Source organism: Mycobacterium sp. NPDC003323 (genome assembly GCF_053589535.1).
Genome location: NZ_JBSFSB010000003.1, coordinates 155,094 through 170,895, shown reverse-complemented (window position 1 = coordinate 170,895; position 15,802 = coordinate 155,094). Strand labels below are relative to the sequence as shown.

General features: G+C 66.8%; 16 protein-coding genes. 9 read left to right on the top strand and 7 right to left on the bottom strand.

Annotation, left to right across the window (positions count from 1 at the left end; genetic code table 11):
* Genes ACWDUN_RS10420 through ACWDUN_RS10405 form a run of 4 tightly spaced genes read left to right on the top strand, consistent with a single transcriptional unit; the run spans position 1 to position 3,473 of the window.
* Positions 1-393, top strand: a complete 393-nt coding sequence (locus ACWDUN_RS10420) for a MaoC family dehydratase (RefSeq protein ID WP_449928805.1) — start codon at positions 1-3, stop codon at positions 391-393.
* Entirely contained in the window at positions 390-1,550 is a 1,161-nt protein-coding gene (locus tag ACWDUN_RS10415; protein ID WP_449928145.1) for a lipid-transfer protein, read from the top strand. Before ACWDUN_RS10420 ends, ACWDUN_RS10415 begins: the two co-directional genes overlap by 4 nt.
* A gap of 45 nt (positions 1,551-1,595) precedes the next feature.
* The gene (locus ACWDUN_RS10410) at positions 1,596-2,690 is read left to right on the top strand and encodes a hypothetical protein (protein ID WP_449928143.1); all 1,095 of its coding nucleotides are present in this window, start codon (positions 1,596-1,598) and stop codon (positions 2,688-2,690) included.
* Between the two features lie 6 nt (positions 2,691-2,696).
* Positions 2,697-3,473, top strand: a complete 777-nt coding sequence (locus tag ACWDUN_RS10405) for a hypothetical protein (RefSeq protein ID WP_449928142.1) — start codon at positions 2,697-2,699, stop codon at positions 3,471-3,473.
* Between the two features lie 17 nt (positions 3,474-3,490).
* Here ACWDUN_RS10405 and ACWDUN_RS10400 read toward each other — a convergent pair whose 3' ends face one another.
* Complete coding sequence (locus tag ACWDUN_RS10400; protein ID WP_449928140.1) at positions 3,491-4,351, bottom strand: MaoC/PaaZ C-terminal domain-containing protein; 861 nt, start codon at positions 4,349-4,351, stop codon at positions 3,491-3,493.
* Between the two features lies 1 nt (position 4,352).
* Positions 4,353-6,035, bottom strand: a complete 1,683-nt coding sequence (gene kstD, locus ACWDUN_RS10395) for a 3-oxosteroid 1-dehydrogenase (protein WP_449928138.1) — start codon at positions 6,033-6,035, stop codon at positions 4,353-4,355.
* A 95-nt stretch (positions 6,036-6,130) separates the two neighbouring features.
* On the opposite strand from kstD, the gene ACWDUN_RS10390 reads away from it, so the two are divergent.
* Genes ACWDUN_RS10390 through dmpG form a run of 3 tightly spaced genes read left to right on the top strand, consistent with a single transcriptional unit; the run spans position 6,131 to position 8,880 of the window.
* Complete coding sequence (locus ACWDUN_RS10390) at positions 6,131-6,916, top strand: 2-keto-4-pentenoate hydratase (protein ID WP_449928136.1); 786 nt, start codon at positions 6,131-6,133, stop codon at positions 6,914-6,916.
* 9 nt (positions 6,917-6,925) lie between these two features.
* Positions 6,926-7,837 carry an acetaldehyde dehydrogenase (acetylating) gene (locus ACWDUN_RS10385; RefSeq protein ID WP_449928134.1) on the top strand — a complete coding sequence of 304 codons (912 nt, stop codon included), beginning with the start codon at positions 6,926-6,928 and terminating at the stop codon, positions 7,835-7,837.
* Positions 7,834-8,880 carry a 4-hydroxy-2-oxovalerate aldolase gene (dmpG, locus tag ACWDUN_RS10380; RefSeq protein ID WP_449928132.1) on the top strand — a complete coding sequence of 349 codons (1,047 nt, stop codon included), beginning with the start codon at positions 7,834-7,836 and terminating at the stop codon, positions 8,878-8,880. The genes ACWDUN_RS10385 and dmpG overlap by 4 nt, the downstream gene beginning before the upstream one ends.
* A gap of 7 nt (positions 8,881-8,887) precedes the next feature.
* On the opposite strand, the gene ACWDUN_RS10375 is transcribed toward dmpG, so the two are convergent.
* From ACWDUN_RS10375 to ACWDUN_RS10360, 4 genes are all read right to left on the bottom strand, one after another.
* Entirely contained in the window at positions 8,888-9,937 is a 1,050-nt protein-coding gene (locus ACWDUN_RS10375) for an alpha/beta fold hydrolase (protein ID WP_449928130.1), read from the bottom strand.
* Positions 9,937-11,181, bottom strand: a complete 1,245-nt coding sequence (gene fmdA, locus ACWDUN_RS10370) for a formamidase (protein ID WP_449928128.1) — start codon at positions 11,179-11,181, stop codon at positions 9,937-9,939. The genes ACWDUN_RS10375 and fmdA overlap by 1 nt, the downstream gene beginning before the upstream one ends.
* 45 nt (positions 11,182-11,226) lie before the next feature.
* Entirely contained in the window at positions 11,227-11,397 is a 171-nt protein-coding gene (locus ACWDUN_RS10365) for a hypothetical protein (protein ID WP_449928126.1), read from the bottom strand.
* 295 nt (positions 11,398-11,692) lie between these two features.
* The gene (locus ACWDUN_RS10360) at positions 11,693-12,058 is read right to left on the bottom strand and encodes a MarR family winged helix-turn-helix transcriptional regulator (RefSeq protein WP_449928124.1); all 366 of its coding nucleotides are present in this window, start codon (positions 12,056-12,058) and stop codon (positions 11,693-11,695) included.
* A 78-nt stretch (positions 12,059-12,136) separates the two neighbouring features.
* Between ACWDUN_RS10360 and ACWDUN_RS10355 the strand changes: the two genes are divergently transcribed.
* Both ACWDUN_RS10355 and ACWDUN_RS10350 read left to right on the top strand, forming a co-directional pair.
* A complete protein-coding gene (locus ACWDUN_RS10355) occupies positions 12,137-13,234 on the top strand; it encodes a substrate-binding domain-containing protein (RefSeq protein ID WP_449928122.1) in 1,098 nt (365 codons plus the stop codon).
* Positions 13,235-13,269: 35 nt separating this feature from the next.
* Complete coding sequence (locus ACWDUN_RS10350) at positions 13,270-15,348, top strand: RecQ family ATP-dependent DNA helicase (RefSeq protein ID WP_449928120.1); 2,079 nt, start codon at positions 13,270-13,272, stop codon at positions 15,346-15,348.
* Here the strand turns inward: ACWDUN_RS10350 and ACWDUN_RS10345 are convergent, their stop codons facing one another.
* The gene (locus ACWDUN_RS10345) at positions 15,349-15,726 is read right to left on the bottom strand and encodes a hypothetical protein (RefSeq protein WP_449928118.1); all 378 of its coding nucleotides are present in this window, start codon (positions 15,724-15,726) and stop codon (positions 15,349-15,351) included.
* Positions 15,727-15,802 lie beyond the last annotated feature (76 nt).

Genomic DNA, 15,802 nt, shown 5'->3' with positions numbered 1-15,802 from the left:
ATGACGGTGGAGATCGGCACCAAACTGCCGGAACTCAAGATCTACGGCGACCCGACGTTCATCGTCTCGACCGCCATCGCCACCCGCGACTACCAGGACGTGCACCACGACCGGGACAAGGCGCAGGCCAAGGGTTCCAAGGACATCTTCGTCAACATCTTGACCGACACCGGTCTGGTGGGGCGCTATGTCACCGACTGGGCCGGGTCCGCTGCCCGCATCAAGTCGATCAAGCTGCGTCTCGGGGTGCCGTGGTACGCCTACGACACCATCACCTTCAGCGGTGAGGTCACCGAGATCGACGGTGACCTGGTGACCCTGAAAGTGGTGGGCGCCAACAGCTTGGGCAACCATGTCATCGCCACCTCGACGCTCACCATGGGGGACAAGTGACACTCTCCGGTAAAGCCGCGATCGCCGGCATCGGCGCCACGGACTTCTCGAAGAACTCCGGCCGTTCCGAACTCCGACTCGCAGCCGAGGCGGTGCTCGACGCGCTCGACGACGCCGGGCTCACACCCGCGGATGTCGACGGTCTGGTCACCTTTACCATGGACTCCAACCTGGAGACCGCCGTCGCGCGGTCGACCGGGATCGGTGACCTGAAGTTCTTCAGCCAGATCGGTTATGGCGGCGGTGCCGCGGCGGCCACGGTGCAGCAGGCCGCGCTGGCGGTGGCCACCGGGGTCGCCGAGGTCGTGGTGGCCTACCGGGCCTTCAACGAACGCTCGGAGTTCCGGTTCGGTCAGGTGATGAGCGGCCTCACCGTCAACGCTGATTCCCGCGGGGTGGAGTACAGCTGGTCATACCCGCACGGGTTGAGCACCCCGGCCGCGTCCGTGGCGATGATCGCGCAACGCTATATGCACGAGTATGGCGCCACCAGTGCCGATTTCGGTGCGGTGTCGGTTGCCGACCGCAAGCACGCCGCCACCAACCCCAAGGCCTTCTTCTACGGCAAGCCGATCACCATCGATGATCACCAGAGCTCCCGGTGGATCGCCGAGCCGCTGCGCCTTTTGGACTGCTGCCAGGAGAGTGACGGCGGTGTGGCCATCGTGGTGACCACCCCGGAGCGGGCGAGGGATCTCAAGCACCGCCCGGCGATCATCGAGGCGGCCGCCCAGGGCGCGGGGACCGACCAGTTCACCATGTACTCCTACTACCGCGAGGAACTCGGGCTGCCCGAGATGGGGCTGGTCGGCCGCCAACTGTGGGAGCAGAGCGGTCTGTCGCCCGATGACATCCAGACCGCGATCCTGTACGACCACTTCACCCCGTACACGCTGATCCAGCTCGAGGAGCTGGGCTTCTGCGGTAAGGGCGAGGCCAAGGACTTCATCGCCGGCGGGGCCATCGAGATCGGCGGGCGGCTGCCCATCAACACCCACGGCGGCCAGCTCGGCGAGGCCTACATCCACGGGATGAACGGCATCGCCGAGGGCGTGCGTCAGCTGCGCGGGACCTCGGTCAACCAGGTCGACAATGTGGAACACGTGCTGGTCACGGCGGGTACCGGCGTGCCGACGTCGGGCCTGATCCTGGGCTGATTTTAGTGCGTGGGGGTTGGCCCGGAGCGCGGTAATCTCGTCGTCATGGGGATCCAGCCTGATGTGAGCCCATACGGGGGGCAAACGGTCACCGGTCCGGGTTGGCCGAACGTCGACGAGAATGCGCTGGCAGCGGCCGCGGCGCAGTACGAGGCGTTGGCTGCCAAGATCGGCGGCACCGTCGTGCCGCAACAGCAGGGCCAGTTGATGAAGATGACCGGCGAGTGGGAGGGCGGCGCGTCGATGGCGGCGGCCGGCGAGGCCAGCACCATCATCGGCGGCCATGAGGCCAATGCCGCTCAGGCCGCGGCCATCGCGGCCAAACTGCGCACCATGGAGGCCGCCGTCATCCAGGCCAAGACGATGGCCAATATCGTCGCCCAGGAAACCCAGGCCGAATGCATGGCGATCCAGTCGATGCCGTTCAGCAACACCCAGGAACTGGTGCAGAGTCGCATCATGATGGGGCTGTCGCAGAACACCGCTGCCGTCACCGCCAGTGCGTCCTCGATGGCCAACACCATCGGCGCCCCGGCCAGCACTCCGTCACCGGGGTCGCCCGCCGTCGGTCCGCAGCAGGTCGCTCAGGCCGACCCCAGCCAGGCCATGCAGATGATGGGTCAGCTGGCGGGTTTGGTCGGGCAGCTGCCGCAGATGCTGGGCCAGGCGATGGGGCAGGTGACCCAGGCGCCGCAGCAGCTCATGCAGACCGTCGGACAACCGCTGCAACAACTCACCTCGATGCTGGGCGGCGGCAGCGGCGGCGGGATGGGCGCCGGCGGTATCTCGCCGTTCTCGGCATTCTCCAACCACCCGCTCGCCGGCGGTGGCGGTGCCGCGGCCGGTGCGGGCATGATGCGGGCCGCGTCGTTGCCCGGCGGCGGTGGCGGATCTGCGCAGTCACCGCTCATGGCCAGTTTGGTGGGCACGCCACCGGTGTCGGTGGCGCCATCGGGCGCCAACGCGGGAGCCGGGGCGATTGGCGGACTGGCACCGGTGGCCGCCGGTGGCGGTATGGGCGGTATGGGTGCGCCGATGATGGGTCAGCGCGGCAGCAGTGGTGGCACGAAATCCGGTCTGGCGTTACCCGAGTCGCTGGATTATGACCTGGCCGAAGATGACGTCGACGAGGATTGGTGAACCGCCATGAGCAGTCCGCTACGTAAACCTGAAGGCATCAGCTGGAATGCCGCATCGGTCGAATTGCCACCCATGCCGGTGATCCCGCCCGGGGCGGATGCCATGAGCATGACCATCGCCTCGGTGCTGCCGACGCTGGAGGCGTCGATGACGGCGAACGTGACCGCACTGGCAGCCAAGGAGAACACCTTCTCGGGCAAGGTCGGTGCCGCACAGGCGGCCTACCACACCGGAGATGAATCGGGTGGCCAGTCGGTGGGCCAGGTGGGTGGCATGCTCGGACAGCTCACCGGCCAACTGGGTCAACTGGCGCAGATGCCACAACAGGCCGCGAGCAGCCTCGGCGGTGGCGGCGGAGGCGGCGGCCAGGGCGGCGGCGGAGGCTTCGGCCAGCTGATGCAGCAGGCCATGCAGGCCGCCCAGGGTGCGGTTCAACAGGGCACCCAGGCCGCCCAGCAGAACCAACAGAGCCAGGGACCGGGCGGTCCCGCCGGTGGTCCGCCGCCGGGCGCGCCGGGCGCGCCGACACCGGAGCAGCGTGAGGCGCAACAGAATCAGCGCGATGCGCAGCAAGATGAGCGCGAGAACAAGCAGGACCAGCGCGAAGCCGGTCAGAACGCCCGCGAGCAGCAGCAGGATCAGCGCGAAGTGCAGCTGGACTCGCGGGAGTCAGCGGCGGCCGGGCCGAGTGAAGGAGGGTCGACCGCTGGACCCGCACCCATCGCGCCGCACGGTCCCTCGCGTCCGACCACCGGCGGCGAGGACCTGTCCCGGCAGGTCTAGCCCGCCCGGAGGATCGATCAAGCCGGGACCAGCTCCACCCCGGACAGCACCACGGTGTTGTCCCGGCTCGGTGCGGTCAGCGTCCCGATGAACTTGCCGTCCTGGTGCCAAATGTTGGCCTGCAGGGTCTCACCGGGGATCACGGTGCCGGCGAACCGGGCACCGTAGCTCTTGACCTGTGAGACGTCGGCATCGAGGAAGTGGTCCACGATGGCCTTGGCGCCGATGCCATAGGTGCACAGCCCGTGCAGGATGGGTCGGTCGAACCCGGCGGCCTTGGCGAAGCCGGGATCGGAATGCAGTGGGTTGCGGTCACCACACAACCGGTACAGCAGCGCCTGCTGCGGCAGCGTCGGCAGGGCGATCTCGGCGTCCGGCGCGCGATCTGGCAGTTCCACGGAGGTGGACGGGCCGCGCTCACCGCCGAAACCGCCCTCGCCGCGGGCGAAAATGGAGCGCCTCGTCGTCCACAGCACGGTGCCCGACTCATCGGTGACCGTGGACTCGCTGACGATCACGGCCGCCTTGCCCTTGTCCCAGATCTCGGTGAACCGCTGCTTGGAGAAACCCTTGCCGCTGGTCGGGATCGGGCCCGGGACCGTCACACCCTCGCTGGCGTGCAATACCTTCGACAACTCGATGTCGATACCTGGGAACTGCACCGTCGGCGCCTCGGTCATGTGGAAGCTGACCGCGACATTGCCGAAGGTCGGCAGCACCTGCGGGGTGTTGTCGGTGAGATAACGCAGTTCGCGCTCGTCCATCGGGTCCGCGCCGGCGCCCAGGCCGAGGTGGTACAGCTGGATATCGCTGCTGTTCCAAGAGAATTCGATGGGATCCAGGTCGGCGGCGAGCGCCTTTTCGACGTCGATGGGCATATCAGGCCTTTCCAGCCAGATGAAGGGCGGCGAGGTAACCGAAGGTCATGGCCGGGCCGATGGTCCCACCCGGACCGGGATAGGTGTGGCCCATCACCGGCGAGCTGACATTACCTGCGGCGTAGAGACCTTCGATCACGGAGTTGTCATCGCGCAGCGCGCGGCCGTGCACGTCGGTGCGGATACCGCCCTTGGTGCCGAGATCACCCGGCACCATCTTCGCCGCGTAGAACGGCCCGTGCTTGATCTCCCCGAGGTTCGGGTTCGGCTTGTTGGTCGGGTCTCCGTAGTAACGGTCATAGGCACTCTCACCGCGATGGAAGTCCTCGTCGATGCCCGAGCGGGCGAAACCGTTGAACCGCTCGACGGTGGCCTGCAGGGCATCGGCGGCCAGACCGGTCTTCTCGGCGAGCTCGGTGAGGCTGTCGGCCTTGACGACCACGCCGGATTCCAGCCACTTCTTCGGGATGCGTTGTCCGGGCTGCAATCCGGCGAAAATGTAGCGGTCGCGGTACTGCTGGTCGAAGACCAGCCAGGCCGGGACGTTCTCACCCGGACCCGGCCCTTGGCCGTACTCACCGCCGTACATGTGGTGGCAGGCCTCCACATAGGGCATCGATTCGTTCATGAATCGCTTGGCGGCCATGTTCACGATGATCGAACCGGGCGAGTTGCGCTCCGACAGGGCGAACCACGGTGCGTCGACCAACGGGACCGTCGGCCCCCACCAGGAATCCTCCATCAGTTCCAGTGCGGCGCCGAGTTTCTCAGCGGCCAGGATGCCGTCGCCGGTGTTGGCGGCCGCACCGACGGTCCATTCGGTGGTGATGGGCTGGCGCTGGTACTTGGTGCGCATCTCCTGATTGTGTTCGAAGCCACCGGAGCCCAGGATCACGCCCTTGCGGGCCCGGATCAGCGTCGGCTCGGCACCCGCAGAGTCACCGGATGCGACCACGTAGATGCCGCGCACCACACCGTCCTCGACATACAGGTCGGTCAGCGCGGTGTTCAGCAGCACCGGCACCCCGGCCTTCTGCAGGCCGATGCGCAGCGGTGCGATGAGCGCGCGGCCCATGCCGACCAGGTTCTTGCCGGTGGCGTTGGCCCACACCGAACGCACGCCAACCTTGATGCTGCGCAGCACACCGCGCGGGTGGCGCTTGAGCTGGTTGAGCCGAACGTAGTCCTGCTGTAGCACCACCATGTTCAGCGGCACCTTGCCATAGGGCGGCTCCAGGCCCTTTTCGTCGGGCCCGAGCTTCTTGGCATTGAACGGCTTGGGTTCCACCGATCGGCCGGTGGCCTTGCCGCCCGGGGTCTCGGGGTAGTAGTCGGAGTACCCGGGCACCCAGCCCAGCTTCAGCGGGGAGTTCTTGAGCACGAACGACAGCATCTCCGGACTGCGGTCCAGGTAGGTGTCGATCTTTTCCGCGGGAACCACGTCGCCGATGATGGCGTGCAGGTACTTCCGCGCCTCGGCGGCCGTGTCCTTGACCCCGTCGCGTTTGAGGACCTCGTTGTTCGGGATCCACACGCCGCCGCCGGAACGCGCCGTCGAACCGCCATAGTGCGCCGCCTTCTCAACGACTACTGTCGAGAGACCCTGGTGAGCAGCGGTTAGGGCGGCGACCATGCCGGCGGCGCCGCTGCCGACCACGATGACGTCGTACACCTGTCCAGTCATGTAGAACACGTTATAGAATTGCGGTGCCTTTCGACAACAGGCCAGCAACTGTGCCGGTCGGAGGCTTAATAAGCTTATGAGGGGAATTCACCAGCATGCTTAGTGACGAGGTCCGCGACGAACTCGCGGCCGACCTGGCTCAGGCCGAGCGCAGCAGGGTTGCGACCACGCCGTTGACAGATCGGTATCCCGACATCGATGTGGTGGATGCCTATGAGATCCAGTTGATCAACATTCGTCAGCGGGTGGCTGAGGGTGCTCGGGTGGTGGGCCACAAGGTGGGTCTGTCCTCGGAGGCGATGCAGAAGATGATGGGTGTCGATGAGCCCGATTACGGTCATCTGCTGGCCGATATGGAGGTTTTCGAGGACAAGCCGGTGACGGCGGGACGGTTTTTGTATCCGCGGGTGGAGGTCGAGGTGGGGTTCATCTTGGCCGATGATCTGCCTGGGGCGGGGTGCACCGAAGATGACGTGTTGGCCGCGACGGCGGCGTATGCGCCCTCGATCGAGTTGATCGATACCCGGATCACCGATTGGAAGATCAAGTTGTGCGACACGATCGCCGACAATGCGTCCTCGGCGGGGTGGGTGTTGGGGCGGGAGCGGGTGTCGCCCAAGGATATAGACATCAAGAACATCAACGCGGTGCTGCGGCGCAACGGTGAGCAGGTCGCCGAAGGCCGCAGTGATGCGGTGTTGGGTAATCCGGTGACGTCGGTGGCGTGGTTGGCGCGCAAGGTCGATCAGTTCGGGGTGCGGTTGCGTGCGGGGGACATCGTGTTGCCCGGTGCGTGCATGCGTGCGATAGATGCAGCCCCGGGTGACGATTTCGTAGCTGAGTTCGACGGGCTAGGTTCGGTCCGTCTTTCTTTCGAGTAGGAGCCTGGTATGGCCGAGAAACTTTCTGTTGCCATTGTCGGGTCGGGCAATATCAGCACCGACCTGTTGTACAAGTTGTTGCGCTCGGACTGGCTGGAGCCTCGGTGGATGATCGGGATCGACCCGGAATCCGAGGGGTTGGCCCGGGCGCGCAAGCTGGGGTTGGAGACCTCCCATGAGGGTGTGGACTGGCTGCTGAATCAGTCGCAGCTGCCCGATGTGGTGTTCGAGGCGACCAGTGCCTATGTGCATCGTGATGCCGCGCCGCGGTATGCCGAGGCCGGGATCACCGCGATCGATCTGACCCCGGCCGCGGTGGGGCCGGGGGTGATCCCGCCGGCGAATCTGCGCGCGCATCTGGATGCGCCGAATGTGAACATGGTGACCTGCGGCGGGCAGGCGACGATCCCGATGGTGTACGCAGTCAGTCGCGTGGTGGATGTGCCGTATGCCGAGATCGTGGCGTCGGTGTCTTCTGCGTCGGCGGGGCCGGGCACGCGCGCGAATATCGATGAGTTCACCAAGACCACCAGCGCCGGGGTGCGCGATATCGGCGGGGCGGCGCGCGGTAAGGCGATCATCATCTTGAATCCGGCCGAGCCGCCGATGATCATGCGTGACACCATTTTCTGCGCGATTCCCGAGGATGCTGACCACGACGCGATCACCGCCTCGATCAAGGAGGTGGTCGCCGAGGTGCAGACGTATGTGCCCGGGTATCGGCTGCTCAACGAGCCGCAGTTCGATGAGCCGTCGGTGGTCAACGGCGGCCAGCATGTGGTGACCACGTTCGTCGAGGTCGAGGGTGCCGGGGACTACCTGCCGCCGTATGCGGGGAATCTGGACATCATGACCGCGGCGGCGACCAAGGTCGGCGAGGAAATCGCCAAGGAACGCGTCGGAGCGGGAGCACAGGCATGAGTGACATTTTCTTCAACCCGGTGTGGGACGTGCGGATGACCGACACGTCGTTGCGCGACGGGTCCCACCACAAGCGCCATCAGTTCTCCGCCGATGAGGTGCGTTCCATCGTTGCCGCGTTGGATACCGCGGGGGTGCCGGTCATCGAGGTGACCCACGGTGACGGCCTGGGTGGCTCGTCGTTCAACTATGGCTTCTCCAAAACCCCTGAGCAGGAGTTGATCAAGCTCGCGGCGCAGACCGCCAAGGACGCCAAGATCGCCTTTTTGATGCTGCCGGGGGTGGGCACCAAGGAGGACATCAAGGAGGCGCAGAACAACGGTGGGGAGATCTGCCGGATCGCCACCCACTGCACCGAGGCCGACGTGTCGATTCAGCATTTCGGGCTGGCCCGCGAACTCGGGCTGGAGACCGTCGGGTTTCTGATGATGAGCCACACCATCTCCCCGGAGAAGCTGGCCGCCCAGGCCCGCATCATGGCCGATGCGGGTTGTCAGTGTGTGTACGTGGTGGATTCGGCGGGTGCATTGGTCCTCGACCAGGTCTCCGATCGGGTAAGTGCCCTGGTGGCCGAACTCGGTGATGATGCGCAGGTCGGTTTCCATGGGCATGAGAACCTCGGGCTCGGGGTCGCCAACAGCATTGAGGCCGTGCGGGCCGGGGCCAAGCAGATCGACGGGTCGTGCCGCCGTTTCGGTGCCGGTGCCGGTAACGCGCCGGTGGAGGCGTTGATCGGGGTGTTCGACAAGATCGGCGTGAAGACCGGGATCGACTTCTTCGATATCGCCGATGCCGCCGAAGAGGTCGTCGCGCCCGCGATGCCGGCCGAGTGCCTGCTCGACCGCAACGCCCTGATCATGGGCTACTCCGGGGTGTACTCCAGCTTCCTCAAGCACGCCATCCGCCAGTCCGAACGCTACGGCGTACCCGCACACCAGCTGCTGCACCGCGCCGGCCAACGCAAACTCATCGGCGGCCAAGAGGACCAACTCATCGACATCGCCCTGGAGATCAAGCGCGAGCAGGAGGCGCAGAACGCCTGACGCGCGGCTAGCTTGTCGGCGTGTAACCGGGTTTGGCCATCAGTTCGCGTAGCCCGGCGTCGATGAAATCGGTGTCGACGGTGTTGGCGCCGCCGCCGGCGAAATGTCCCCAGATGCCCGGGATCACCTTGACCTCACCGTGGGGGATGAACTGGCTTGCCCACTGTTCGTCCTCTGGCGGAAAGTACAGATCCTTTTCGGCGGGCATGGCCAGCAGGGGGCATTTGATCGAGGCCAGTGCCTTTTTCACATCACCGTCGAAACCGGGTGTGTCGCCGACGTTTCCGCTGTGCCAGGTGCCGATCATGGTGATCAGGTTGTTGGGGTCGCGCCCATCCCGGAAGAACGCCTCCCAGAAGCCGTAGAGGAAATCGTCGAACGAGGAGAACCCGAGTTCGCGCCACGTCTCCTCCCAGTAGAACGCCTGCGAGTAACCCCAGCCCGAGTACACACGTGCGAACGCGCGTAAACCCTTGAGCGGCGGCTTCTCGGGGTCGTAGGCGCCTTCGGCGAAGGCGGCATCGGCGGTCAGCGCCGCGACCAGCGACTCCAGGAACACCTTGTTGTGTGGCGCGGTGATGCTGGACCCGCAGAACGGTGCCGCGCGCTGCACCATCTCGGGATGGCTCACCGCCCACTGGTAGGTCTGCCCGGCGCCCATCGACCACCCGGTGACCAGCGCGATCGACGTGACGCCGAACTTCTCGGTGACCAGCCGGTGTTGCGCCCGGACCTGGTCATAAAACGTGACCGCGGGAAAGCGCGGCCCGTCGTAGGGCGCCGGCGTGTTCGACGGTGACGACGACAGCCCGTTGCCCAACATGTTCGGGATGATGATGAACATCTCGGCGGGATCGAGGACGCGACCGGGGCCGATGAGCCATTCGTTGTCGGTGTGCCACCCCGAATACCAGGTGGGATAGACGATCACATTCGACTTGTCGGCGGCCAGCGTGCCGTAGGTCTTGTAGGCCAGCGTGGCGTCCCGCAACGTGGCACCGCTTCGCAGGGTGAAGTCCCCGAGCGCGAAGAACTCGGCATCGGTGGGGGCGGGCATCAGCTGCTCACCGCGCACTGGCCGCGGTCCACCCGCTGCGGTGGGGTGCTGGACGGGCGGACGTCGACATCGAAGATGGCGGTCGGAATGTAGAGCGTTGCACACGAATTCGGCACGTCGACCACTCCGGAAAGGCGACCTTCGACCGGTGCGGCGCCGAGAATCAGATACGCCTGCTCACGGGTCCAGCCGAACTTGGACAGGTACTCGATGGCGTTCAGGCAGGCATTCTGGTAGGCCAGCGTGCTGTCCAGGAAATGCTGGGTGCCGTTCTGGTCGACGGAGAATCCGACGAAGGTGAGGAACTCCGAGTACCGCGGCTCGACGTTGCCGGGCATGAAGATCGGGTTGGTGGTGACGCCGTAGGTCTCCATGCCACCCTTGATGACCTCGACGCGGAGGTCGATGTATCCGCCCATTTCGATTGCGCCGCAGAAGGTTATCTCACCGTCTCCTTGGGAGAAGTGCAGATCGCCCAGGGACAGGTTCGCACCGTCGACGAAAACCGGGTAGAAGATGCGGCTACCCTTGGACAGGTTTTTGATGTCCTGGTTACCGCCGTTCTCCCGCGGTGGGGCGGTGCGGGCGGCCTCGGCGGCCACCCGCTCGTAATCGGCACCGGTCAGGCTGCCGAGCACGGCATTCGACGGTTGAGGCGGCAAAGCCAGCGGCGGCACCCGATCCGGGTCGGTGGCGATCAGCTGAGCTTCGCGGTGATTCCAGCTGGCCAGCAGGTCGGCGCTGGGCGCGGTGCCCATCAGGCCCGGATGGATCAGACCGGTGAACTCCACGCCGGGGACGTGCCGGCTGGTGGCCTTCTGGCCGGTGAAATCCCAGATCGCCTTGTACGCGGCGGGGAACCAGTCGGTGAGGAAGCCGCCGCCGTTCTCCTTGGCGAAGATTCCGGTGTAACCCCAGCCCTGGCCGGCGACCGGTCCGCTCTGTTGGGGAACCGGGCCGACATCGAGGATGTCGACGACCAGCAGATCACCGGGCTGTGCGCCCTCGACGGCGAAGGGCCCGGACAGCTGGTGCACCATCGACAGGTCGCAGTCGCGGATGTCGTCGGCGTCATCGGAGTTGACGATGGTGCCGTCGAACCATTCCTTGGACTCGACGCGGAAGCTGTCTCCGGACTTCACCGTCGCGACGGCCGGGATGTCGGGATGCCACCGGTTGTGGCCGACGATTTGCTGCTCACGGAACGGCTTGCTCTGGTCGACGGGGAAGATCACATCGGGCATCGTCGGCTCCTCGGTTGTCGGAAAAGTGTTTCAGTGCAGAGGATTTCAGGGTTTGGGCAGCATTCGGTGGCGCGGATCGGCGTAGCGGCGGCGGGAAGGATCGGAGGCGCCGGCTGCTCTGCGGACCACGGCCGGTGCGGATTGCGATTGTGCGTGCAGCTGCAGGGCGCGGGTGCCCGCGGGATCCGAAGTCAGGATGGCGCCCGCGGTGAACACCCGTCGACTTGTCGCGCAACATGTTTGGCACTCGGTCGCAGTCGGTGCGGTACCGAGTCCGAAGTGCACGTCGAACAGGCCGTCGACTGGACAGCGATAGCGATAGCGTGGCACAGGACCCTCCGCCGGTCGTCCGAATGTTCCCATTTGGGAATAATGACGAACCTACACCCACTGGCCGCCCCGTCAAGGGACAACTCGGCGACAGCGCGGTCGTTCACACGATTGTCACGGCTGTGGCCGATCGCCCCATCCGCGGGGCCCGATCGATTTACAATGGCGAAACACGCACGTCCTAGATTGGCGTGGGGTCACTTTCCCGGATGAAAAGCATTGGGGCGATTGCTGACTCCGCGGTTCGGAGGAGTTCGGCACCATGCGACGACGCTCGCAGCGTGGCTCGGCGGCGGTCCTGCGGGGAGACGGTCCGATAAACCGCGCCGAGTTCGACCAGCGCATCGATGATGCGTGTCGCCGAGGTGGACGGGATTGCCAATGCCTCGACGATGTCGGACATCGAGCATCCGGGGTGCTGCTGCACAACGTGCAGCGCGCGCCAACGGTCCACGGTGAGATCGGTGCCGGCGAGCGCGTCGTCGATCGTCGCGGCGACGACGGCGGCGCGTCGCAGCAACGCGAGGGTCTCGACGACGTCGTCCATGGCTGGCCTTTGCGATCGGGCTGTTCGCCGGTGCAGGAGATTGCGGGAATCAACAGCATGCCAGATACCGCCGATCGGGTGAAACGGTCCAGGTCGGAATTTCGGGTGGCACTGGCGCTGCCCGGCCGCGGGCCGGCCGGGATCTTCGGGCTGGAGTGCCGCGCGGCCGCCGAGCTGGCGGCCGCCGAGATCGACGCCGCGGGCGGTGTCGCGGGCCGCTCGGTGCACTTCGTGCATGTCGACGCCGGCGGCGAACCGGCCACGGTGGCCGCCACGATCCGGGACCTGGTGGACAGCGGCGCCGTCGATGCCGTCACCGGATGGCATCTGTCCAACGCCCGGCAGGCCATCGCCAAGGTGGTGGGCGGTCGCGTCCCCTATGTGTACGCCGCGGCGTACGAAGGCGGCGAACGCAGCGACGGCGTGCTGTGCAGCGGCGAGGTCCCCGGCGATCAGATCATCGCCTCGCTGCGCTGGTTGCGTACCGAACTGCGATTGCGCCGCTGGTTCATCATCGGCAACGACTATGTCTGGCCGCGAGGGTCGGCGCGGGCCACCCGGGCGGGCCTGCAGGGTTCGGACATCTGCATCGTCGGACAACGGTTCGTCCGCTTGGGCCTCGATGATCCGCAGGGCTGGTCCCGGGTGCTGGCCGAGATCACCGCCGCCGAACCGGACGGCGTCATCACGCTGTTGGTGGGCTCGGATGCGGTGCGGTTCAACCGGGCGTTCGCCGACGCCGGGCTGGACGCCACGATGACCCGCTTCAGCCCGTTCACCGACGAGACCGTCGTGCTGGCCAGCGGAGCCGAGGCGACCGGCAATCTGTTCATCTCGGCGGGGTGGTTCGCCGGACTGGCCTCGGCGGCGGCCGCGGAGTTCAGCACCGGGTTCGCTCGGGCGTTCGACCTGGTCAACGGCACCGGGCCGGCCGGCGAATCGGCCGCACCCGTGCCCGGGACCATGGCCGAGACCACCTACTCCGGGGTGCATCTGCTTGCCGGGATCGCCACGACGGCACTGCCGACGGTGCAGGACGCCAGGCGGGCGTTCGACGACTGGGGTTGGGATTCCCCGCACGGCCCGGTGGACCTGCGGCGCGGCGCGGCCAGGCATCCCGTGCACCTGGCGGTGGCGCGCGGGGTGGATCTGGATGTCATCGCCAGGGTCCGCTGAGCGGGGACGTCGTACCCCATTGGCACGATGGTCCGATGACCACCCGCATCGAGGCGCAGGCGATCCTGGAACAGCTGGCCGGGCCGCACGCGGTGCTGCGCGATGACCAGTGGACGGCCATCGAGGCGCTGGTCGTGCACCGCAGACGTGCGCTGGTGGTGCAGCGCACAGGCTGGGGCAAATCCGCGGTGTACTTCATCGCCGCCAAACTGCTGCGCGCGGCGGGTCGGGGTCCGACCGTGATCGTGTCGCCGCTGCTGGCGCTGATGCGCAACCAGGTGCAGTCCGCGGATCGGGCGGGCGTGTGCGCCGCGACCATCAACTCCAGCAATGTCACCGAGTGGGAGGACGTGCACCGGCGCGTAAGTGCCGGGGACCTCGACGTGCTGCTGGTCAGCCCGGAACGGCTGAATAACCCCGACTTCCGGGACGCGGTGCTGCCCGCTCTGGCGGCCGACGCCGGCCTGGTGGTGGTCGACGAGGCGCACTGTGTCTCGGACTGGGGGCATGATTTCCGGCCCGATTACCGCCGTATCCGCACCCTCATCGCCGAACTGGGCGCCGACATCCCCGTGCTGGCGACCACCGCGACCGCCAACGACCGGGTCGTCGAAGATGTCGCGACACAGCTGGGCGTCGGCGGCTCCGGAGACGGCACGCTCGTGCTGCGCGGCGGACTGGACCGCGAGTCGCTGCGGCTGTCGGTGGTGCAGGCCGGCGGACCTGCGCAGCGGGCGGCTTGGCTTGCCGCACATCTGGATTCGCTGCCGGGATCGGGCATCGTCTACACCCTGACGGTCGCGCAGGCGCGTGATATCGCCACCCTGCTGCGCGAGCAGGGGCACACCGTGGCGGCCTATACCGGCGGCACCGAGGCCGCCGAACGTGAGCAGCTCGAGGACGACCTGCTGAACAACCGGGTCAAGGCCTTGATCGCCACCTCGGCGCTCGGGATGGGATTCGACAAGCCCGATCTCGGGTTCGTCGTCCACCTCGGTGCGCCGTCGTCACCCATCGCCTACTACCAGCAGGTGGGGCGTGCCGGCCGCTCCACCGACAGTGCGGAGGTGATCCTGTTGCCGGGCCGCGAGGACGCCGATGTCTGGCGCTACTTCGCCTCGGTGGCCTTTCCGTCGGAACCCATGGTGCGCAACGTGATCGGCGCGCTGGAGTACGACCGACCGTCGTCCACCGCGGCACTGGAGCCGCTGGTGGACCTCAACCGGTCCCGGTTGGAGATGGTGCTCAAGGTGCTCGACGTCGACGGTGCGGTCCGGCGGGTGAAGGGTGGCTGGATCGCCACCGGGCAGACCTGGGAGTACGACGAACCGCGCTATCGGCGCCTGGACGAGGCACGCAAGCGCGAGCAGCAGGCGATGCTCGATTACCAGAGCACCGGAGAATGCCGAATGGTGTTCCTGCGCAAGCAACTCGATGATCCCGAACTCGGCCCGCAACCCTGCGGACGGTGCGACAACTGCGCCGGCCCGCGCTACCGCGCCGAGGTGGATCCCGGCGCCGCCGAGGCGACCCGCGAACAGCTGATGCGCCCGGGTGTCGAGATCAGCCCGCGCAAGCAATGGCCCACCGGGATGGCCAAGGTCGGCCTGGACCTGTCCGGGCGTATCGGCGACGGGCCGGCACCCGGTCGGGCGATCGGCCGGCTGACCGATCTGGGCTGGGGCGCTCGACTTCGCGCATTGCTCGACACGCCGGATGCGGCCGTGCCCGATGAGGTGTTCGCCGCCGCCGTCTCGGTACTCAAGGCCTGGGACTGGTCGCGGCGACCCACCGCAGTGATGGCGTTGGATTCGGTGCGCCGCCCGGAGCTCATCCGCACCCTGGCCGCCCGACTGGCAGCGGTGGGGAAGCTCAAAGACCTTGGCGTCCTGCGCTATGCGCCGCAGCATCGGCCGGTGACGGCGGCCAACTCGGCGTACCGGGTGGCGGCGCTGCACGACGCATGGGAGCCTGTCGCGCCCATCGACGGGGACGTCGTGCTGCTCGTCGACGACCTCACCGACACCGGCTGGACGTTCACGATGGCGGCCCGCAGCGTGCGAGCGGCCGGCGCGACCGACGTCTTACCGTTCGCGCCGGCCGTCGTGAGCTGACTACGGCAGCGGGATGTTGATGAAGATCCCGTCTCCGACCCACACGCCGAAGGCGTTGTTGCCCGGATTCCACACCACCGGCAACGGGCCGCCCGGCACCGGGTAGCCGACGGGCAGCAATTCGACCGGCGGCAGCCAGAACGGCGGCAGCCCGACCTGGACCGGGTCGCCCCAGTGCCCCGGCGGCGTGCCGTAGAACGGTGTCGGTGCCTTCTTGACCTGCCCCGGCGGACCCCACGGGTTCTGCCCGGGCGGATCACCCGGCAGCCAGATGTCGTCATGTTTCGGATCGGCGCCGACCGCTCCGGCGGACGCGATGGCCCCGAGGCTCAGCGCCGTTGCGGTGACCAGACCCCCCATGAACGTCTTGATCTTCATGTTGAACTCCTGAACTCGGATTTTCTCGAAGACCCCCAGACGCCGTCGAGGTTACCCGCGCCGGCGAGCCGCGAAA

What these genes read in the sequence shown, in the direction of transcription:
- ACWDUN_RS10420 (WP_449928805.1), top strand. Translation starts at nt 1, where the DNA reads ATGACGGTGGAGATCGGCACCAAACTGCCGGAACTCAAGATCTACGGC.
- ACWDUN_RS10410 (WP_449928143.1), top strand. Translation starts at nt 1,596, where the DNA reads ATGGGGATCCAGCCTGATGTGAGCCCATACGGGGGGCAAACGGTCACC.
- ACWDUN_RS10405 (WP_449928142.1), top strand. Translation starts at nt 2,697, where the DNA reads ATGAGCAGTCCGCTACGTAAACCTGAAGGCATCAGCTGGAATGCCGCA.
- ACWDUN_RS10400 (WP_449928140.1), bottom strand. Translation starts at nt 4,351, where the DNA reads ATGCCCATCGACGTCGAAAAGGCGCTCGCCGCCGACCTGGATCCCATC.
- kstD (WP_449928138.1), bottom strand. Translation starts at nt 6,035, where the DNA reads ATGACTGGACAGGTGTACGACGTCATCGTGGTCGGCAGCGGCGCCGCC.
- ACWDUN_RS10390 (WP_449928136.1), top strand. Translation starts at nt 6,131, where the DNA reads ATGCTTAGTGACGAGGTCCGCGACGAACTCGCGGCCGACCTGGCTCAG.
- ACWDUN_RS10385 (WP_449928134.1), top strand. Translation starts at nt 6,926, where the DNA reads ATGGCCGAGAAACTTTCTGTTGCCATTGTCGGGTCGGGCAATATCAGC.
- dmpG (WP_449928132.1), top strand. Translation starts at nt 7,834, where the DNA reads ATGAGTGACATTTTCTTCAACCCGGTGTGGGACGTGCGGATGACCGAC.
- ACWDUN_RS10375 (WP_449928130.1), bottom strand. Translation starts at nt 9,937, where the DNA reads ATGCCCGCCCCCACCGATGCCGAGTTCTTCGCGCTCGGGGACTTCACC.
- fmdA (WP_449928128.1), bottom strand. Translation starts at nt 11,181, where the DNA reads ATGCCCGATGTGATCTTCCCCGTCGACCAGAGCAAGCCGTTCCGTGAG.
- ACWDUN_RS10360 (WP_449928124.1), bottom strand. Translation starts at nt 12,058, where the DNA reads ATGGACGACGTCGTCGAGACCCTCGCGTTGCTGCGACGCGCCGCCGTC.
- ACWDUN_RS10350 (WP_449928120.1), top strand. Translation starts at nt 13,270, where the DNA reads ATGACCACCCGCATCGAGGCGCAGGCGATCCTGGAACAGCTGGCCGGG.
- ACWDUN_RS10345 (WP_449928118.1), bottom strand. Translation starts at nt 15,726, where the DNA reads ATGAAGATCAAGACGTTCATGGGGGGTCTGGTCACCGCAACGGCGCTG.